Raw genomic sequence first — 18199 nt, 5'->3', positions numbered from 1 at the left:
GATGACCACGCGGAGGATCGCCGTCGTCGCGGCGGGCCTGTCGAACCCGTCATCCACCAGGATGCTCGCCGACCGGCTGGCTGCTGCCACCGTCCAAGCTCTCGCCGAGCGCGACATCGAGGCGAGCGTCGATGTGATCGAGCTGCGCGACTATGCGCACGACATCACGAACAACATGCTCACGGGGTTCGCTCCGCCGGCGCTGGAGTCCGCCATCAATACGGTGGTATCGGCCGATGCGCTGATCGCGGTGACGCCGATCTTCTCGACGAGCTACTCCGGACTGTTCAAGTCGTTCATCGACGTCCTCGACCCGGATGCGCTCACCGGCAAGCCGGTGCTGATCGGCGCGAACGCCGGCACCGCGCGGCACTCGCTCGCGATCGACTACGCCATCCGGCCGCTCTTCGCCTACCTGCACGCGGAGGCCGTGTCCACGGGCGTGTTCGCGGCGTCGAGCGACTGGGGCGGCTCCGGCGATGATGTGGCACCGCTCGGCAAGCGCGTCGAGAAGGGCGCGACCGAGCTCGCAGAAGCCATCGCTCGTCGCGACGCCACCACGGTGGCCGACCCGTACGACCCGGCGACGTACCTCGGCGAAGGACGCTCCTTCGGCCACATGCTGGGCGGCCTCGCCGGCGAGTGACGCTGCCAGCAGCACGGTGACCTCGTCGGCGACGGGGTGACGTCACGAAGGAGAGAGGGATGCGGGAGCCCGGGTGTACGGGCTCCCGCATCCGCGCGGTCAACCGCTCTTGCGTCGGAACTCACGCCGGGTCTGCGGGGCGTTCGCGCTGTGGACGGCCGAATCGCCGTCGAGGTGTGCCTCGCCCTGCCGGTGGTGCGCGTTCTTCTTCTCGAGCGCTTCCTTGAACTTGCGCTTCATCTCCTCAGCGGAGGTGGCGCCTTCTTCGGTGCTCATGCCCCGAGCCTAGAGCACCGGAGTGCGCTCTCTCACCCTCTCGTGCGTCGACTGATGAGGTCGAACAGCAGGCCGAGACCGATCGCGAAGACCACGGAGACGGGCACCGCGACGAGCGGACCTCCGGGGAGGACGGCAGCGACGGCGGCGCCGACCGCCGCCTGGTACCCCGCCCATCCCGTGGCGGCGAGGGCGACCAGAGCGAGGTAGCGCGGCGGATGGATGCGCGATGCTCCCGCCACCAGATTGATCGCGAGCCGCGCGAACGGGACGAAGCGGGCGGTGAACAGGACGGTGGCCGTGCCGGCGTCGAGTCGACGCCGCGCCCACGCGAGAGCCTGCTGCACGCGCGCTGCTCGCATCCACCGCCAGCGTTCGGTGCCGACCAGCCGCCCGAGCACGTAGCAGCAGGCATCGCCGAGAGTCGCGGCGGCGGCCGCGCACACGACGACGGCCCAGAGCGGCGGAGTACCCGTCGTCACGGCGAGCGCTCCGAGGGCGGTCACCGCGATCTCTCCCGGTACGACGACGAAGAACGCATCTCCGACGACGAGCAGGCACATGAACGCCAGGCTCCACGGGCCGGCGAGTGATTCGGTGAGCATGTCGGCAGCCACGTCGCCCACTGTGCCTTCCGCCGGTGAACGGGAACCAAAGGCCGGATAACCGGTGACCCCCCGTCCAGCATCCGGTGAACATCTGGTGCCGAAGGTCGTTTCCGGCCGGTGGCGGCCGGGACCGCCGTCATCCTTGGCGTGTGAGAGTAGCGATCGTCACGGAGTCCTTCCTTCCGCACATGAACGGCGTCACCGGCTCGGTGCTGCAGATCCTTCGGCACCTCGAGCACGCGGGTCACGACGCACACGTCATCGCGCCCGCTGCCGACGGAATTCCCGCCCAGGTCGACGGCGCGCTCATCGAGGCCATTCCGAGCCTCCCGCTGCCGGGCTATCGCAACGTCAGGGTCGGGACGTCCGGCGTGCATCGCATCGCCTCGTCGCTCCAGCGGTTCCAGCCGGATGTGGTGCATCTCGCTTCGCCCTTCGCGCTCGGCTGGCGTGGCGTGCTCGCCGCGGAGCGCCTCGGCGTCCCCAGTGCGGCCGCCTATCAGACGGACGTGGCGGCGTACACGGAGCGCTACCGCATCGCCGCGACGACCGGTATCGCCCAGTCCCACATCTCGCGATTGCACCGCCGGGCGACGTTGACCCTCGCTCCATCCGCCGACTCCGCTCAGCAGCTCGCCGCACTGGGCGTTGACCGTGTGCGGCGCTGGGGGAGGGGCGTCGATGCGGAACGCTTCCAGCCCGCACGTCGCGACGTAGCGCTTCGCGCCTCCTGGGCGGCAGAGGTCGTGATCGGCTATGTGGGGCGTCTCGCTCCCGAGAAGCAGGTCGAGGATCTCGCCGCGCTGCGTGACATCCCAGGGACGCGAATCGTGATCGTCGGGGACGGGCCCAGCAGGGCACGGCTGGAGAGCCTGCTCCCGGAGGCGGTGTTCCTCGGGCACCTCGACGGTCTGGCGCTCGCGTCCGCGATGGCGTCGTTCGACCTGTTCGTGCATCCCGGCGAGAGCGAGACTTTCGGTCAGACGCTCCAGGAGGCGCACGCGAGCGGCGTGCCCGTGATCGCGACAGGTCGCGGAGGCCCCCTCGACCTCGTGCGGATGGGCATCGACGGCTGGCTGTACCGACCGGGGGATCACGCGGACCTTCGGATGCGTGTGGCCGACCTCGCGGGGGACGCTCGGAAGCGACACGCGTTCGGCGCAGCAGGCCATGCGGCAGTGCAGGACCGCAGCTGGGCGAGCGTGTGCGATCAGCTCCTGGGGCATTATGACGAGGCGCGGACGCTGCACCGTGCCGACAGGGGAGCACGGGCGCGACGCACGGTCCGGCCGGAAGTCCCTGCGGCGGTGACACCCCGTCGTTGGCGGCGTTTCGTCGCGCTCGGAGATTCGCTCACGGAGGGACTGTGCGACCCGGCCCCCGACGGCGCCCTGCGCGGGTGGGCCGATCGCCTCGCACTGCTTCTCGCGGCGCAGGGCGGCCTGCACTACGCGAACCTCGCGATCCGCTCGAAGCGGGTGCGTGATGTGGCCGGCATGCAGACGGAGCGGGCGGTGGAGCTGCGTCCGGACCTCGTCTCGATCCTGATCGGCGCCAACGACCTCGTGAAGCATCACGTGGACATCCACGCGCTCGCACTGGAACTGGAAGGTGCGGTCGTCCGGCTCAGGGAAGCCGGCGCGGACGTGCTCCTGGTCACGCCGTTCCTGCCGGGGCGTCGTGCGGCGGTCATCTACACCCGGAGGTTCGCCGCGTTCGCCACGGCGTTGGCGGGCATCGCCGCGCGCACCGGTGCGATGCTCATCGACACCGACCTGTATCCGTCTCTCGCGGAGCGGCCGAACTGGGGGGAGGATCTCGTGCATCTGAGCAGTCGCGGGCATCGCTTCCTCGCGTATCGGGCGGGAGAGATGCTCGGTGTGCCCGACGCCGATGCGCTCGGACTTCTCGACGCTGCACTGCACGAGCATGAACCCATCAGCGTCGGGGTCTGGTGGCGTCGTCATGCCCTTCCCTGGGTGTGGCGTCGGCTGCATGGGCGTGCCGCCGGCGACGGCAGGGCGTCGAAGCACCAGGACTACGTGTATCTCGGCCGGACCCCGGCCGGACGTGGCGTGACGGTGCGCTGATCGCAGGACCGCGACCACCGTCGTGGCTCGCGTGAGCTATCGGCGGCCCAAGCCGTGGTACTGCCAGCCCGCCGCACGCCAGGCTGCGGCGTCGAGGCAGCTGCGGCCGTCGACGACGACGCGGCCGCGCACCAGAGCACCCGCGTGCTCCGGCGAGAGATCCCGGCGGTACTCATCCCATTCGGTCACGACGACGATCGCGTCGGCGTCGCGGAGAGCCTCATCCCGGTCTCGCGCGTATCCGAGCTGCGGGTGCGCGGCGGACGCGTTGTCGATCGCAGCCGGGTCGGTGACGACGACATCCGCTCCCAGACCGCGCAGACGCACGGCCACGTCGAGGGCGGGGGAGTCGCGGATGTCGTCGCTGAACGGTTTGAACGCGGCTCCGAGCACCGCGATCCGTCGCCCGAACACGAGTCCACCCAGCGCATCGACCACGAGCCGGACGGCGCGTTCCCGTCGCCGCAGATTGATCGCGTCGACTTCACGGAGGAAACCGACCGCTTCGCCGCGGCCGAGCTCGTCGGCGCGCGCGGCGAAGGAGCGGATGTCCTTCGGGAGGCAGCCTCCACCGAAACCGATGCCCGCCCCGAGGTAGCGTCGCCCGATCCGGGTGTCGTATCCGAGGGCGTCCGCGAGAAGTGCGACGTCGGCGCCGGAGGCTTCGGCGATCTCCGCCATCGCGTTGATGAACGAGATCTTCGTCGCGAGGAAGGCGTTGGCCGCACCCTTCACGAGCTCGGCGGTGGCAAGGTCCGTCACGAGGAACGGAGTGCCCGCGTCGATGGCCTGCGCGTAGGCGTCGCGCAGCACGGCGACGGCGCGCCCGCCATCCGCGTCCTGCTCCGCGCCCACCACGAGCCGGTCGGGCGCGAGCGTGTCATGCACGGCCCAGCCCTCGCGGAGGAACTCCGGGTTCCAGACGAGCGTCGCCCCTGTGTCGATCACGCGTGCGGCGAGCCGTGCAGCGGTGCCGACCGGGACGGTGGATTTGCCTGCGACGACATCGCCCGGCCTCAGGTGAGGGCGCAGGCCGTCGACGGCCGCCTCGACGAATCGGAGGTCGGCGGCGTGTCCCCCTGCCACCTGAGGTGTGCCGACTGCCACGAAGTGCACCTGCGCACCCTCGGCGTCCGCCATCTGACTGCTGAACCGCAGCCGCCCCGAACCGAGTCCCTCGGCCAGGAGTTCCGGCAGCCGGGGTTCGAAGAACGGCGCAGCGCCCGACGCCAGGGCGGCGATCTTCCGCTCGTCCACGTCGATGCCGACGACGTCGTGCCCGATCGAGGCCATCGCAGCGGCGTGCACGGCACCGAGGTACCCGCAGCCGATCACTGACATGCGCATGGACTCAGCAGAACCGATCACCCCCACCTGAGGGCATCCGTCGGGTGAACGTCGTATGGCCGACGTATGTCCTGTCCGCGATGCACGGCGCCACGAGGGAATCGCGGTCGGCGCTGGTAGGGTGGATGCGGTTGGCGTCTGTCAACCGCACAATTTCATATCGACTCATGGAGCGATCGGCGGAGAAGCTGGTCCCCTGTGGTGGGTTCCTCGGCACGCGTCGGGTGGCTTTCTACTGGTGGCCAGCGCAGGCGAGATTCGCGGGAGTGCCCGCGCGCCCGAACCCTTCCGTTCCGCTCCTTTGAACATGCTCGCGCGTCATACGGATTCGCGAGTCTAAACAAAGAAGGAGAGACCTCTTGGAAGGTCCTGAAATCACCGCCACCGAGGCCGTTCTCGACAACGGCCGCTTCGGCACCCGCACCATCCGCTTCGAGACCGGCCGCCTCGCGCAGCAGGCTCAGGGCGCTGTCGCCGCGTACCTCGACGGCGAGACCATGCTCCTCTCGGCCACCAGCGCGGGCAAACACCCGCGCGAGGGCTTCGACTTCTTCCCGCTGACGGTCGATGTCGAGGAGCGCTCTTACGCCGCGGGCAAGATCCCCGGCTCGTTCTTCCGTCGCGAGGGCCGCCCCTCCACCGAGGCGATCCTCGTCTGCCGTCTGATCGACCGCCCGCTGCGTCCGTCGTTCGTCGACGGCCTCCGCAACGAGGTCCAGATCGTCATCACCGTCCTCTCGATCGCGCCGGGCGAGTTCTACGACGCGCTCGCGATCAACGCCGCGTCGGCGTCGACGCAGATCTCGGGTCTGCCGTTCTCGGGCCCCGTCGCCGGTGTGCGCCTCGCGTTCATCCCTGGGCACGGCCAGCACGAGGACCAGTGGGTCGCGTTCCCGACCGCGGAGCAGGTCTCCGAGGCCGTGTTCGACCTGATCGTCGCCGGTCGCGTCGTCACCAAGGCCGACGGCTCGGAAGACGTCGCCATCATGATGGTGGAGGCCGAGGCGACCGAGGACAGCTGGAACCTCATCAAGGCCGGCGCCACCAAGCCGAGCGAAGAGATCGTGGCCCAGGGCCTCGAGGCCTCGAAGCCGTTCATCGCTCAGCTCGTCAAGGCTCAGGCAGAGCTCGCCGCGACGGCGTCGAAGGAGCCGGGTGTCTACCCCGTCTTCCCGGCGTACAGCGACGAGGTCTACAACTTCGTGTCCGAGCGCGCGTTCGCCGAACTCAGCGACGTCTACCAGATCGCCGACAAGACCGAGCGTCAGACCGCTGACGATGCGATCAAGGACCGCGTGAAGGCCGAGCTCATCGAGGCGACCGAGGCGGGTTCGCTTCCGGCCGCCGCTCCGCTGGAGTTCTCCGCCGCGTACAAGTCCGTGACGAAGAAGATCGTCCGTGGCCGCATCCTCACCGAGGGTGCGCGCATCGACGGCCGTGGCCTGGCGGACATCCGTCCGCTCGACGCCGAGGTGCAGGTCATCCCGCGCGTGCACGGCTCCGCGATCTTCCAGCGTGGCGAGACCCAGATCCTGGGCATCACCACGCTGAACATGCTCAAGATGGAGCAGCAGATCGACTCGCTGTCGCCCACGACGAGCAAGCGCTACATGCACCACTACAACTTCCCGCCGTACTCGACCGGTGAGACCGGCCGCGTCGGTTCGCCGAAGCGTCGCGAGATCGGGCACGGCTTCCTCGCCGAGCGCGCCCTCGTGCCGGTGCTGCCGAGCCGCGAGGAGTTCCCGTACGCCATCCGTCAGGTGTCCGAGGCGCTGAGCTCCAACGGCTCCACGTCGATGGGCTCCGTCTGCGCATCGACGCTGTCGCTGCTGAACGCGGGTGTGCCGCTGCGCGCTCCCGTCGCCGGCATTGCGATGGGTCTCGTCTCCGACGAGGTCGACGGTGAGACCCGATACGCGGCCCTGACCGACATCCTGGGCGCGGAGGACGCGCTCGGCGACATGGACTTCAAGGTGGCAGGCACCAGCGAGTTCGTCACGGCGATCCAGCTCGACACGAAGCTCGACGGCATCCCGTCGTCGGTGCTCGCGGGCGCGCTGACCCAGGCCAAGGAGGCTCGTCTGACGATCCTCAACGTCCTGAACGCCGCGATCGACGCTCCCGACGAGATGGCGCCCACCGCGCCGCGCGTCATCAGCGTGCAGATCCCGGTCGACAAGATCGGCGAGCTGATCGGCCCGAAGGGCAAGACGATCAACGCGATCCAGGACGAGACCGGTGCGCAGATCTCCATCGAGGAGGACGGCACCGTCTACATCGGCGCGACCGACGGCCCCTCGGCCGAGGCCGCCCGCGCCCAGGTCAACGCGATCGCCAACCCGACCAACCCGGAGGTCGGGGAGCAGTTCCTCGGCACCGTCGTGAAGATCGCCACCTTCGGTGCGTTCATCTCGCTCCTCCCGGGCAAGGACGGCCTGCTGCACGTCACCGAGGTGCGCAAGCTCGCCGGTGGCAAGCGTGTCGAGAACGTCGACGACGTCCTGTCGGTCGGCCAGAAGATCCTCGTGAAGATCACGAAGATCGATGACCGAGGCAAGCTGTCGCTCGAGCCCGTGATCGACGAGGCACCAGCTGCCGAGGCAGCGCCTGCAGAGGACGCTGCCGCCGAGTAAGCACAGCGCCGGCATCGGAGCCCGGGTCCGTCCGCACTGGACGGGCCCGGGCTTCGTCGTCCCGGTGTGACCAAATCGTTATCGGACGTTTCCGCGCCGTTCCCTGGATTGGTCAAGACGTTCGGGGAAGTCGCTTACCCTCGAAGTACGCACCGGGGGGTGCAGATCGAGCAGGTACGCAGGTCGGCACGCACCGATCGACGCGGGGGTGAGAGAGAATGCGGTTGTTCAGCGTAGGCGCGGGAGCAGACGCCGAGCGCGCCCAGCAGGGACCCGCCGAGCATCCCTCCGCGCCGATCCCCATCGTCGGCCCCGGGATAGGAGAGACGATCCGCGTTCCTCTGGGAGAGACCGGATTCGAGACCTTTCCGCTGATGCTCGGCGCAGCCGAATTCGGCTGGAACGTCGACCTCGAGACCAGCCACGGCATCCTCGATCGCTATGTGGAGTTCGGCGGGAACGCCATCCACACCGCGGACGGCTTCTCGGGCGGGCGTAGCGAGCACATCATCGGACAGTGGCTGCGGTCACGCGGACGACGCGATCGGGCGGTGTTGAGCGTGCGCATCGGCGCGCACGCCGACAACCCGGGACTCGGCTCCGTGAACCTCGTGCGTGCGGTGGAGGGCTCGCTCACCAGACTCGGTGTCGAGCGGATCGACGTGCTGTACCTCGACGCCACCCTCGACGCGACGACGAACCTGGAAGACACCCTCGCAACAGTGGAGTGGCTGGCGGATGCCGGCAAGGTCGGGGCCGTCGGCGCCTACGGACTTGCGCCGGAGCGACTCGTCGAGGCGCGCATCCTCGCCTCGGCAGGCTACCCACGTATCCAGGTGATCGATGCGCCGTACAACCTGATCCGGCGTCAGCCGTTCGAGGGCGATCTGCGTCTGGTCGCCGGTGCGCAGAACCTCGCAGTGACCCCGTCGCATGCACTCGAACACGGATTCCTGTCCGGGCGGCATCGCAACAAGGCGCTCACATCGCGGGGGGTCCGCGGCGAGCAGCTCAGGGGGCACCTCAACCGGCGGGGGATCAAGATCCTGCGCGCGCTGGACCAGGTCGCGGAGGAGCTCGCGGTTCCCGTCGCGGCCGTGTCGATCGCCTGGCTGCTGGCGCAGCGCACGATCGCCGCGCCGATCGTGAACGCCTTCGCCACCGATCATGTCGACGAGCTCATGCAGGGCGCGGGGGTCTCGCTGTCGCGCAGCCACCTCGCCGAGCTCACCCGGGCCGGCAACTGAGCTTCCCCCCACCCGTGACATAGGGTGGGAAGGAGGCCCGGCGAATGCTGGCGATGAAGCGAGCGAGTTGTGACGCACTACATATATCTGGTCAGACACGGTGAACATCAGGACGCGGAGCACGGTCTCGCCGATGGACCCCTCTCTCCCCGAGGGCAGCGGCAGGCCGAGCTGATCGCCGACCGGCTGTCCGGGCTTCCACTCGATGCTGTCTGGCATTCACCGCTGCTGCGGGCGAACGAGACGGCCCGGGCGATCGCCGCTCGTCTTCCCTCCGTGGACCCCGAGCCGACCGCGTTGCTGTTCGACTGCGTGCCGACCGGCATGACGGAAGACACTCCCGCGGTGTTCGAGCCGTTCTTCGGATCGGTCACCGAGGCGGAGATCGAGGCGGGGCGGGCGCAGATGTCGGACGCGGTCAACGAGTTCCTCGTACGCAAGACCGGCGAAGTGCATGAGGTGCTCATCACACACAACTTCGTGATCTCGTGGTTCGTCCGCGAGGTGCTCGCGGCTCCGGAGTGGCGATGGATGACGTTGAATCAGTCCCATTGCGGCCTCACGGTCATCGCGCAGAAGCAGGGGCGACCCTGGACTCTCCTCACCCATAACGACACCGGCCACCTCCCCGTGGAGTTGCGCACCGGCATCCCCGACGCCCTCCTGGTCTGAGGCGGCACCCGAAGGGGGCGGGGGCCGCGCTGCTCTGCGATCGGACTCTGTGAGTGCCACGCCGGATCTGGTGCCGCACTCCGGCAAACCGCAGCGCCGCCCGCGCGCCCCCGGCCGCACCCCACCGGCGCCGAAATAGACTGGGCACATGACCACGCAGGTAGCCCTCGTCGGCGGAACCGGGAAGCTCGGCACGATCATCGGCTCGGTGATCGATGAGCTCGAGGGCTTCGAGGTGAGCCGCGTGCTGACCTCGTCCAGTGATCTCTCCGAGCTCGACGGGGCGGATCTGGTGGTGGACGCTTCGACACCGCAGGTGAGCATCGAGGTCGTGCGTGCAGCCGTCGAGCGCGGCACCAACGTCCTGGTCGCGACCTCGGGCTGGTCGGCGGAGCGGATCGCGCTCGTGCGCCCTCTCGTCGAGGCTGCCGGCACCGGTGCGGTCTTCATCCCCAACTTCTCGTTGGGTTCGGTGCTCGGCTCGGCACTGGCTGCTGCGGCGGCCCCGTTCTTCGGTTCGGCGGAGATCGTCGAGGCACACCGCGAGACCAAGATCGACTCTCCGAGCGGAACCGCCGTGCGGACGGCGGAACTGATCGCCGCTGCTCGGGCGGAGAACGGGCCCGTCAGTGCGCCGCATGCGGATCAGCGCGCGCGTGGACAGCAGGTCGGCAGCGTGCCGATCCATTCGCTGCGCCGCCCTGGCGTGGTCGCGAAGCAGGAGGTCATCCTCTCCGGTCCCGGCGAGTCGCTCACCTTCACTCACGACACGACCGACTCGGCGTTGGCTTACGCGCCCGGAATCCGGCTCGCCGTGCCCTTCGCGCTCAACGCGACGGGTGTGGTCGTGGGCCTCGAGCACATGATCGACATCGGCATCCGATCGTGATGTCGCGCATCGGCGTCGGCCTGATGGCTGCGGCGCTGCTCGTCTACCTCGCCGTGGCCATCTGGCTCGCGGTGATGTTCATGTCCGTCGGCACTGCGGTGTCGATCGGAATGGGGATCACCCTCCTCGTGCTGGCGCCCATCGGGGCCTGGGCGTTGGTCAGGGAGATGATGTTCGGCTTCGGAGCGGACCGCCTCGGACGTCTACTCGATGCCGAAGGCGGGATGCCCCCGGTCGAGACGGAGCTCACGCCGAGTGGTCGGATCGCTCGCGCAGACGCGGATCCGCTCATCGCTCGGTACGCCTCGGAAGCGGATGCGGCCGACGACGACTGGCGCGCGCGCTACCGCCTGGGCGTCGTCCAGGATGCGGCCGGCCGCCGTAAGGACGCCAGGGCCAGCATCCGCGAGGCGATCCGCCTCGCTCGTCGCCGACCCTGACGCGGCTTTCAGGCGAGCGTCGCCTCGAGAGTGATGTCGATGCCGGCGAGCGCCTGAGAGACGGGGCAGCCGGTCTTGGCGCCGTTCGCGATCTCTTGGAACGCCTCGGGCGTCAGGTTCGGAACGCTCGCGTTGACGTTGAGGTGGCTGCCCGTGATGCCCACACCCGGCTTGAACGTGACCGAGGCCGTCGTGTTGACGCGTTCCGGCGGAGTGCCGTTCTCCGCGAGGGCGTGCGAGAGCGCCATGCTGAAGCAGGACGCGTGGGCGGCCGCGATGAGTTCCTCCGGCGTGGTCGTGGTGTCGCTGCCCTCGCTACGCGCCTTCCAGTTGATCGGGAAGGTTCCGAGGTTCGATGAAGAGAACGCGACGGTGCCCGACCCCTCCATGAGCGATCCGGTCCACGTGCTGGCGGCTTCGCTGGTGACGGGCATGATTCCTCCGGTTCTCGCGCCGCGGGGGTGCGGCATCGACTCGTGGTCAGCCTATCGATCGGCCGGACGCGGGGGAACAGCGGTCAGGAGGCTGCAGCTTCGCGCCCGACGACCCCGGCGCGCTGCAGCAGGAGATAGAGCTGGCAGCCGAGGCAGAACGCGAAGGCCGCATTGAGGAACGCGGCGATGAAGGCGGCAGCCGTCGCGATCGGCAGCGCCCAGGGGATGCCGGCGAGGTGCAGCGCGAGTCCGATCGTGACGACGAACAGCCCCACGCCCTGAGAGAAGCGGGGCGGGCGCGGATCCTCGAGTTCGGTCGGCGGAGCGAGTCGGGGGCGCACCACTGAGCGGAAGACGACGCTCCATGGCGTGGTCCGGGGAGAGACGACACCCCACAGGAACAGCAGGGCGATGACGACAGTGAGCAGGAACCCTGGGTCGAGGACACGGTCGGCGAACCCTGCAGAGGGGAGGGCCCAGGTCCTCCCTGCGACGAATGCGAAGTCCGAGGACGGAGTGATCGCGAACCAGCTTCCGGGGAACTGCGCCGTCGAGATACCGATCAGCCCGAGGAAGGTCGCCGCGAGCAGCAGGACGGCCGTGATGGTGGCGGCGAAGCGCGGACCTCGGGGGTCGATGCCTGCGGGCGTGCTCATGTGTGCTCCAGACTTTCGGACTCAGACGGCTGCGAGGGCTTCGGCGAGGGCATGGCGGTGGGGCACTCCGTGGAATCGCGCACGGACCGCGCCTGAGCTGTCGATCACGAAGGTGGTCGGGGTCTGCAGCACCTTGTAGCGGGCGGAGAGATCAGGGCGATGCGTCAGATCGATCTCCACGTGGCGGAGTCCTTCATGGTCGGAGGCGTAACCGCCGAGCAGTCGGCGCACCTGCGGGCACCGCGCGCACATCTCGGTGCTGAACTGCACCAGGGTCGCCCGTGCGCCGAACTCCGCCGCGGCGGCGTCTGCGGGATCGAAGCGGAGCGCGCCGCCGTCGCGCCGTCGTCCGTCGCGCCGGCGCAGCACGATGCCGATGGTCGTCGCGAGCACGAGGAGTGTCGCGGCGATCCCCAGGGCAAGCGTGGGCGACATAGAGCGAGGATATGCCGTGTGGAGACAGCCTCGGGCCGATGTTTCACACCATGACGGACGCCCCGTAGCCGGCGCCGCTCCGCCCGAGACACGAAGGGTCGCGGTATCGTGGCTGTCATGAGCGAAGCCGTCCCGACGCCGTACGAAGACCTGCTCCGCGATGTCCTGGAGACCGGCACGCACAAGTCCGATCGCACAGGCACGGGCACCACGAGCGTCTTCGGTCGGCAGATCCGCTTCGACCTGTCGAAGGGGTTTCCGCTCATCACGACGAAGCGTGTGCACTTCAAGTCGATCGCCTACGAACTGCTCTGGTTCCTTCGAGGCGACTCGAACGTCGCGTGGTTGCGCGAGAACGGCGTCACGATCTGGGACGAATGGGCTGACGAGTCAGGCGACCTCGGTCCTGTCTACGGGGTGCAGTGGCGGTCCTGGCCGACGCCCGACGGCGGGAGCATCGACCAGTTGTCCGAGGTGATCGAGCAGATCCGACGCTCTCCCGACTCGCGGCGTTTGATCGTCTCGGCGTGGAACCCGGCGGATATCCCCGACATGGCTCTCGCGCCGTGCCACGCGCTGTTCCAGTTCTACGTCGCCGACGGCAAGCTCTCGTGCCAGCTGTACCAGCGCAGCGCCGACATGTTCCTCGGGGTCCCGTTCAACATCGCCTCCTACGCTCTGCTCACGATGATGATCGCGCAGCAGGTCGGGCTCGAGCCGGGCGACTTCGTGTGGACCGGCGGAGACTGTCACGTCTACGACAACCACGTGGAGCAGGTGCGCGAACAGCTCAGCCGAGACCCGTACGACTATCCGACACTGCGATTCGCGAGGAAGCCGGACTCGATCCTCGACTACCGCTACGAAGACTTCGTCGTCGAGGCCTACCAGCACCATGCTCCGATCCGGGCAGCGGTGGCCGTATGACCTGGGTCGGGCTGATCTGGGCGGAGGCGCGCGGCGGCGTGATCGGCGCCGAGGGCGGAATGCCCTGGCACGTTCCCGAGGACCTCGCGCATTTCAAGGAAGTGACCCTCGGAGCGCCGGTGGTGATGGGCCGCAAGACCTGGGACTCGCTCCCTGATCGCTTCCGTCCGCTCGCCGGTCGCGACAACATCGTGGTCACGCGTCAGCAGGACTGGGCCGAGGAGGGTGCGCGCCGCGCGGCGACGGTGGCCGAAGCCGTGCGCGGTCTCGACAAGGTCTGGATCATCGGCGGAGCGGAGATCTTCCGGCAGGTGATCGGCGACGCCGACCGGCTGGAGGTCACGGAGCTCGACCTTCAGGTCGCCGGAGACGCCTACGCGCCGCCGAAGACCGGCTGGCGCCTCGTCGACGAGGGGGAGTGGCACACGTCTCGCTCCGACATCCGCTACCGCTTCCTCGGATACGAGCGCTGATGCCCACTGCGTTGATCACCGGGGCCAGTGCCGGATTGGGAGCCGAGTTCGCGCGGCAACTCGCGCGACGTCGCGCCGATCTCATCCTCGTCGCCCGTTCGGCGGGTCCGCTGGAGGAGCTCGCCGCCGAGTTGCGTCGTGAGCACGGTGTCGCCGTCGAGGTCCTTCCGGCGGATCTCACGGAGGTCGGCGATGTCGAGAAGGTCGCCGCGCGGCTCCGTGATGTCTCCGATCCCGTCGATCTGCTCGTCAACAACGCCGGTTTCGGGTTGCCGCTGCAGTTCGCCGACAACGACATCGACGATGAGGTGAGACACCTCCGCGTGCATGTCGAGGCGTCCATGCGTCTCATGCACGCCGCGCTCCAGTCCATGCGAGGTCGAGGAGGGCGCATCATCAACGTGGCCTCAGTGGCCGGCTTCATCTCCCGATCGACCTACTCGGCCTGCAAGTCCTGGCTGATCGGCTTCAGCCGCTGGGCCGACGCGGAGTACTCGCGTGATGGAGTGAGCGTCACCGCACTCTGCCCCGGCTTCACGCACACCTCGTTCCACGAGCGCATGGGGCTGGCGGTCGGGCAGGAAGGCGTGCCGAGCATCATGTGGTTGAACGCCCGCGATGTCGTGCGCGCGGGGCTGCGCGATGCCGCCCGTGGCAAGCCGGTGTCCGTGCCGTCGGTGCGATACAAGGTGATAGTGGCTGTGGCCCGCTTCCTGCCGAGCTCGCTCACCTCGCGCGTGGCGAGGCGAGGTCGCGTCTGAGACGCACGTCTCAACGGAACCTGCCGAGCGCGATGCCCGCTTTCGCGACCGCGGCGATGGTCTCGCCGTCGGTGACGTCACCCGCCGCGATCATCCTGAGCACCCGTTCGAAGGGCACCCACGAGACTTCCCGGATGCCCTCTTCGGCTTGACTCGCGGCGGCGTCCTCCGAGGAGGGGAGCGGCCGGACGCCCCGCGCGAGGAACACATGCTCACGCGCCTCGGCGATCCCGTTCAACGCATACATGGAGCCGAGCGACGTCCAGTCGTCCGCCTCGTACCCGGTCTCCTCACGCAGTTCCCGCTTCGCCGCCGCGAGCGGTTCCTCGCCGTCGCTGCCTCCAGCCGGGATCTCGGTGCTCACCCCCACCGTGTATCTGTCGATGGTGATCAGGCACATGCGGTCCTCGTCGTCCACCGCGACGATGAACACGGCAGGATGCCAGGTGGCGACGACGCCGTAGATGCCATCGGCGCCGTTCGGGCCCGACACGGTGTCCTCCCGCACCCGGATCCAAAGGTTCTCGTACTTGGACTCGCTGCGGTGCGTGACCCATCCCATCCCATGAGCGTATGCCGAGCCGCGCTCCCACTCGGCGCGGCAGGACACATCGGTGACGTCACCGGACCTGTCACCGCGTCCGCATGAGCGGTATCCGACCAGATACGCTGGGAGCATGACGCACTCGGGCAACCCTTTCGGACAGGTCCTCGTCGCGCTCGTCACTCCGATGACGGCCGACGGCGAAGTCGACTGGCCCGCCGTCGAGAAGCACATCGATGACGTGATCACCGCGGGCGCGGACGGCATCGTCGTGACGGGAACGACCGGCGAGACCTCGACCCTGACGGACCCCGAGAAGCTCAAGCTCGTCGAAGTCGGCAAGTCCGTCGCTGCCGGCCGAGCCAAGATCATCACCGGCGGCGGCTCCAACGAGACGGCGCATGCGATCGAGCTGTACAAAGCGAGCGAGAAGGCCGGCGCCGACGGCATCATGATCGTGACGCCCTATTACAACAAGCCGACCCAGGCGGGTATCCTCACGCATTTCCGTCTGGTCGCGGACGCGACGGATCTCCCGGTGATCCTCTACGACATCCCCGGCCGCACGGGGGTGCCGATCAAGTACGAGACGATCCTCCGGCTCGCGAAGCACCCCAACATCCTCGCGGTGAAGGACGCCAAGGGCGACTTCTCGGAGGTGAGCCGCGTGCTCAACCAGACCGATCTGATGTACTTCTCGGGCGACGACGCGAATGTGCTGCCACACCTCGCGATCGGAGCAGCAGGACTCATCGGGGTCACCGCGAACGTGGCTGCGGCGCCGTACCGCACGATCATCGACGCGGTCAACGCGGGCGACCTCGCCACCGCCACCGCGGAGCACAAGCGTCTCGAGCCTCTCGTGCGCGCGGTGATGACGCACGTGCCGGGCACCGTGGCGGCGAAGTACATCCTGCACGGACTCGGCCGCATCTCGAGCCCGCGCGTCCGTCTTCCCCTCGTCGGCCCCGAGGAATGGGAGGCCGCGCTCATCGAGGATGAGCTCGATCTCGTCAAGAACGTCCCCGGCGCCGATTTCTCGAACTTCCGACCCGACCGCAATGCGGCTGCGGGTGGTGCCCTGCCGAAGGTGCACGGCACGACGCGCTGAGCCGCGTCACCATGAACGAACGGACGCGCGGAGTGTCCGACTGAGGAGACAGCATGTCCATTCCCCTGGTAGCACCGGCCGCTCTCGATGAAGGGACGCTGCGGGTCATCCCGATCGGCGGTCTCGGCGAGATCGGCCGGAACATGACGATGTTCGAGTACGACGGCAAGATCCTGATCGTCGACTGCGGCGTCCTCTTCCCGGAAGAGCATCAGCCGGGCGTGGACCTGATCCTCCCCGACTTCGAGCCGATCCGCGACCGACTCGACGACATCGTCGGGGTGGTGCTCACACACGGACACGAAGACCACATCGGCGCCGTCCCGTACCTGTTGCGCCTGAAGAGCGACATCCCCCTGATCGGCTCCGGCCTCACGCTCGCGCTGGTCGAGGCGAAGCTCAAGGAGCACCGCATCAAGGCCTTCACGCTGACGGTCAAAGAGGGCCAGGAGGAGCGGGTCGGACCTTTCGACCTGGAGTTCGTCGCGGTCAACCACTCGATCCCCGACGCACTCGCGGTCGCGATCCGCACTCCCGCGGGCATGGTTCTCGCGACCGGCGACTTCAAGATGGACCAGCTGCCCCTGGACGGACGGATCACCGACCTGCGGGCATTCTCACGGCTCGGTGAAGAGGGAGTCGACCTCTTCCTGGTCGACTCGACCAACGCCGATGTCCCCGGCTTCACCCCGACCGAGCGGTCGATCGGACCCGTGCTCGATCAGGTGATCGGCAAGGCGCCCCGGCGTGTCATCGTCGCGAGCTTCTCCAGCCACGTCCACCGCGTGCAGCAGGTGATCGACGCCGCTGCCGCCCATGGTCGTCGCGTCGCCTTCCTCGGTCGGAGCATGGTCCGCAACATGACGATCGCGGAGCAGCTGGGCTACCTGAAGGTGCCCGACGGTGTCCTCATCGACTTCAAGAAGGCGCGCGACCTTCGCGATGAGCAGATCGTCTACATGTCGACCGGATCTCAGGGCGAGCCGATGGCTGTTCTCAGCCGGATGGCGAACATGGACCACGCGATCGAGGTCAGCGAAGGGGACACCGTGATCCTCGCTTCGAGCCTGATCCCCGGCAACGAGAACGCCGTGTATCGCGTCATCGACGGCCTCACCAAGCTCGGCGCGAACGTCGTGCACAAGGCCAACGCTCGTGTGCATGTCTCCGGCCACGCGGCGGCGGGTGAGCTGCTCTACTGCTACAACATCCTGAAGCCGAAGAACGTCTTGCCGGTGCACGGCGAGTACCGGCATCTGATCGCGAACGCCAAGCTCGCTCAGGACACGGGCATCCCGGAGGACAACACGTTGATCGCCTCGAACGGCACGGTGATCGACCTCAAGGACGGCGTCGCGCGGGTCACGGGTCAGCTCGACCTCGGATTCGTGTACGTCGACGGATCGACGGTCGGCGAGATCACGGACGCGGACCTCAAGGACCGGCGGATCCTGGGGGAGGAGGGCTTCATCTCCGTGATCGTGGTCGTCGACGCGGCGACCGGTCGCATCATCTCCGGCCCCGAGATCCACGCGCGCGGTGTCGCGGAGGACGACGCGGTGTTCGACGACGTCACGCCCAAGATCGTGGCGGCGCTCAAGGAAGCGTCCGGGAACGGCGTCCGTGACACCCATGCACTGTCGCAGATCGTGCGGCGGACGATCGGCCGCTGGGTGAACCAGCGCCTGCGCCGGCGCCCGATGATCGTCCCGCTCGTCATCGAGGCATAGCAGCAGACATGACCGAGGGCTCTCGGTGAGACCATCCGGTCTCGCCGAGAGCCCTCAGCTGTGACATGGCAGTACGGCCGCGGTCAGTAGCCCCCGTATCCGCCCGAGCCGCCCGTCGATCCGCCCGTGGAACCGCCGGCGGACCCGCAGAAGCAGTTGAGGAGCGCCTGGATGAAATAGAAGCAGCAGTACATCTTTCCTCCTGATATGTAACATGATACTGCGAACGAGAAGTACTCTACATCACCGACGACGTGTCCGGTACTCACGGCTGCCC

19 protein-coding genes are annotated in these 18199 nt (G+C 68.3%); 12 read left to right on the top strand and 7 right to left on the bottom strand.

Annotation, left to right across the window (positions count from 1 at the left end; translation table 11 throughout):
* Position 1 precedes the first annotated feature (1 nt).
* Positions 2 to 646 carry an FMN reductase gene (locus tag AB0E56_RS12525; RefSeq protein WP_359799349.1) on the top strand — a complete coding sequence of 215 codons (645 nt, stop codon included), beginning with the start codon at positions 2 to 4 and terminating at the stop codon, positions 644 to 646.
* 99 nt (positions 647 to 745) lie between these two features.
* On the opposite strand, the gene AB0E56_RS12520 is transcribed toward AB0E56_RS12525, so the two are convergent.
* Entirely contained in the window at positions 746 to 922 is a 177-nt protein-coding gene (locus tag AB0E56_RS12520) for a DUF5302 domain-containing protein (protein ID WP_183152518.1), read from the bottom strand.
* 32 nt (positions 923 to 954) lie between these two features.
* The gene (locus AB0E56_RS12515) at positions 955 to 1539 is read right to left on the bottom strand and encodes a VTT domain-containing protein (protein ID WP_359799347.1); all 585 of its coding nucleotides are present in this window, start codon (positions 1537 to 1539) and stop codon (positions 955 to 957) included.
* Between the two features lie 179 nt (positions 1540 to 1718).
* On the opposite strand from AB0E56_RS12515, the gene AB0E56_RS12510 reads away from it, so the two are divergent.
* Positions 1719 to 3620 carry a GDSL-type esterase/lipase family protein gene (locus AB0E56_RS12510; RefSeq protein WP_359799346.1) on the top strand — a complete coding sequence of 634 codons (1902 nt, stop codon included), beginning with the start codon at positions 1719 to 1721 and terminating at the stop codon, positions 3618 to 3620.
* Positions 3621 to 3656: 36 nt separating this feature from the next.
* Here AB0E56_RS12510 and AB0E56_RS12505 read toward each other — a convergent pair whose 3' ends face one another.
* The gene (locus AB0E56_RS12505; RefSeq protein WP_359799344.1) at positions 3657 to 4967 is read right to left on the bottom strand and encodes a UDP-glucose/GDP-mannose dehydrogenase family protein; all 1311 of its coding nucleotides are present in this window, start codon (positions 4965 to 4967) and stop codon (positions 3657 to 3659) included.
* 359 nt (positions 4968 to 5326) lie between these two features.
* Between AB0E56_RS12505 and AB0E56_RS12500 the strand changes: the two genes are divergently transcribed.
* The 5 genes from AB0E56_RS12500 (at position 5327) to AB0E56_RS12480 (ending at position 10851) form a co-directional block, all read left to right on the top strand.
* Positions 5327 to 7603 carry a polyribonucleotide nucleotidyltransferase gene (locus AB0E56_RS12500; protein ID WP_359799342.1) on the top strand — a complete coding sequence of 759 codons (2277 nt, stop codon included), beginning with the start codon at positions 5327 to 5329 and terminating at the stop codon, positions 7601 to 7603.
* A gap of 218 nt (positions 7604 to 7821) precedes the next feature.
* The gene (locus AB0E56_RS12495) at positions 7822 to 8850 is read left to right on the top strand and encodes an aldo/keto reductase (RefSeq protein ID WP_359799340.1); all 1029 of its coding nucleotides are present in this window, start codon (positions 7822 to 7824) and stop codon (positions 8848 to 8850) included.
* 69 nt (positions 8851 to 8919) lie between these two features.
* Positions 8920 to 9522 (top strand): histidine phosphatase family protein, encoded by a 603-nt coding sequence (locus AB0E56_RS12490; RefSeq protein ID WP_359799339.1) that lies wholly within the window; start codon positions 8920 to 8922, stop codon positions 9520 to 9522.
* Between the two features lie 148 nt (positions 9523 to 9670).
* Positions 9671 to 10411, top strand: coding sequence for a 4-hydroxy-tetrahydrodipicolinate reductase (gene dapB, locus AB0E56_RS12485; RefSeq protein WP_359799338.1), 741 nt, complete (start codon positions 9671 to 9673; stop codon positions 10409 to 10411).
* Positions 10411 to 10851 (top strand): hypothetical protein, encoded by a 441-nt coding sequence (locus AB0E56_RS12480; RefSeq protein ID WP_359800060.1) that lies wholly within the window; start codon positions 10411 to 10413, stop codon positions 10849 to 10851. The genes dapB and AB0E56_RS12480 overlap by 1 nt, the downstream gene beginning before the upstream one ends.
* Positions 10852 to 10859: 8 nt before the next feature.
* Here AB0E56_RS12480 and AB0E56_RS12475 read toward each other — a convergent pair whose 3' ends face one another.
* The 3 genes from AB0E56_RS12475 to AB0E56_RS12465 form a co-directional block, all read right to left on the bottom strand.
* On the bottom strand, positions 10860 to 11285 hold the full coding sequence (locus tag AB0E56_RS12475) for an OsmC family peroxiredoxin (protein WP_359799337.1): 426 nt from the start codon (positions 11283 to 11285) through the stop codon (positions 10860 to 10862).
* Positions 11286 to 11368: 83 nt separating this feature from the next.
* A complete protein-coding gene (locus tag AB0E56_RS12470; protein WP_359799335.1) occupies positions 11369 to 11941 on the bottom strand; it encodes a DUF4395 domain-containing protein in 573 nt (190 codons plus the stop codon).
* Positions 11942 to 11962: 21 nt separating this feature from the next.
* Entirely contained in the window at positions 11963 to 12376 is a 414-nt protein-coding gene (locus AB0E56_RS12465; RefSeq protein ID WP_359799334.1) for a thioredoxin family protein, read from the bottom strand.
* A 117-nt stretch (positions 12377 to 12493) separates the two neighbouring features.
* On the opposite strand from AB0E56_RS12465, the gene AB0E56_RS12460 reads away from it, so the two are divergent.
* From AB0E56_RS12460 to AB0E56_RS12450, 3 genes are read left to right on the top strand one after another with little or no spacing between them, the layout of a single operon-like run.
* A complete protein-coding gene (locus AB0E56_RS12460) occupies positions 12494 to 13303 on the top strand; it encodes a thymidylate synthase (protein ID WP_359799332.1) in 810 nt (269 codons plus the stop codon).
* Positions 13300 to 13776 carry a dihydrofolate reductase gene (locus AB0E56_RS12455; RefSeq protein WP_359799330.1) on the top strand — a complete coding sequence of 159 codons (477 nt, stop codon included), beginning with the start codon at positions 13300 to 13302 and terminating at the stop codon, positions 13774 to 13776. Before AB0E56_RS12460 ends, AB0E56_RS12455 begins: the two co-directional genes overlap by 4 nt.
* Positions 13776 to 14537 (top strand): SDR family oxidoreductase, encoded by a 762-nt coding sequence (locus AB0E56_RS12450; RefSeq protein ID WP_359799328.1) that lies wholly within the window; start codon positions 13776 to 13778, stop codon positions 14535 to 14537. Before AB0E56_RS12455 ends, AB0E56_RS12450 begins: the two co-directional genes overlap by 1 nt.
* Before the next feature lie 10 nt (positions 14538 to 14547).
* On the opposite strand, the gene AB0E56_RS12445 is transcribed toward AB0E56_RS12450, so the two are convergent.
* The gene (locus AB0E56_RS12445) at positions 14548 to 15099 is read right to left on the bottom strand and encodes an NUDIX hydrolase (RefSeq protein WP_359799326.1); all 552 of its coding nucleotides are present in this window, start codon (positions 15097 to 15099) and stop codon (positions 14548 to 14550) included.
* Positions 15100 to 15214: 115 nt separating this feature from the next.
* On the opposite strand from AB0E56_RS12445, the gene dapA reads away from it, so the two are divergent.
* Both dapA and AB0E56_RS12435 read left to right on the top strand, forming a co-directional pair.
* Positions 15215 to 16192, top strand: a complete 978-nt coding sequence (gene dapA, locus AB0E56_RS12440) for a 4-hydroxy-tetrahydrodipicolinate synthase (RefSeq protein ID WP_359799324.1) — start codon at positions 15215 to 15217, stop codon at positions 16190 to 16192.
* Positions 16193 to 16245: 53 nt separating this feature from the next.
* Complete coding sequence (locus AB0E56_RS12435) at positions 16246 to 17922, top strand: ribonuclease J (RefSeq protein ID WP_359799322.1); 1677 nt, start codon at positions 16246 to 16248, stop codon at positions 17920 to 17922.
* Positions 17923 to 18199 lie beyond the last annotated feature (277 nt).

It is taken from the genome of Microbacterium sp. NPDC028030 (assembly GCF_040637855.1).
GTDB lineage: Bacteria > Actinomycetota > Actinomycetes > Actinomycetales > Microbacteriaceae > Microbacterium.
This window is presented reverse-complemented; position numbering and strand designations above follow the sequence as displayed.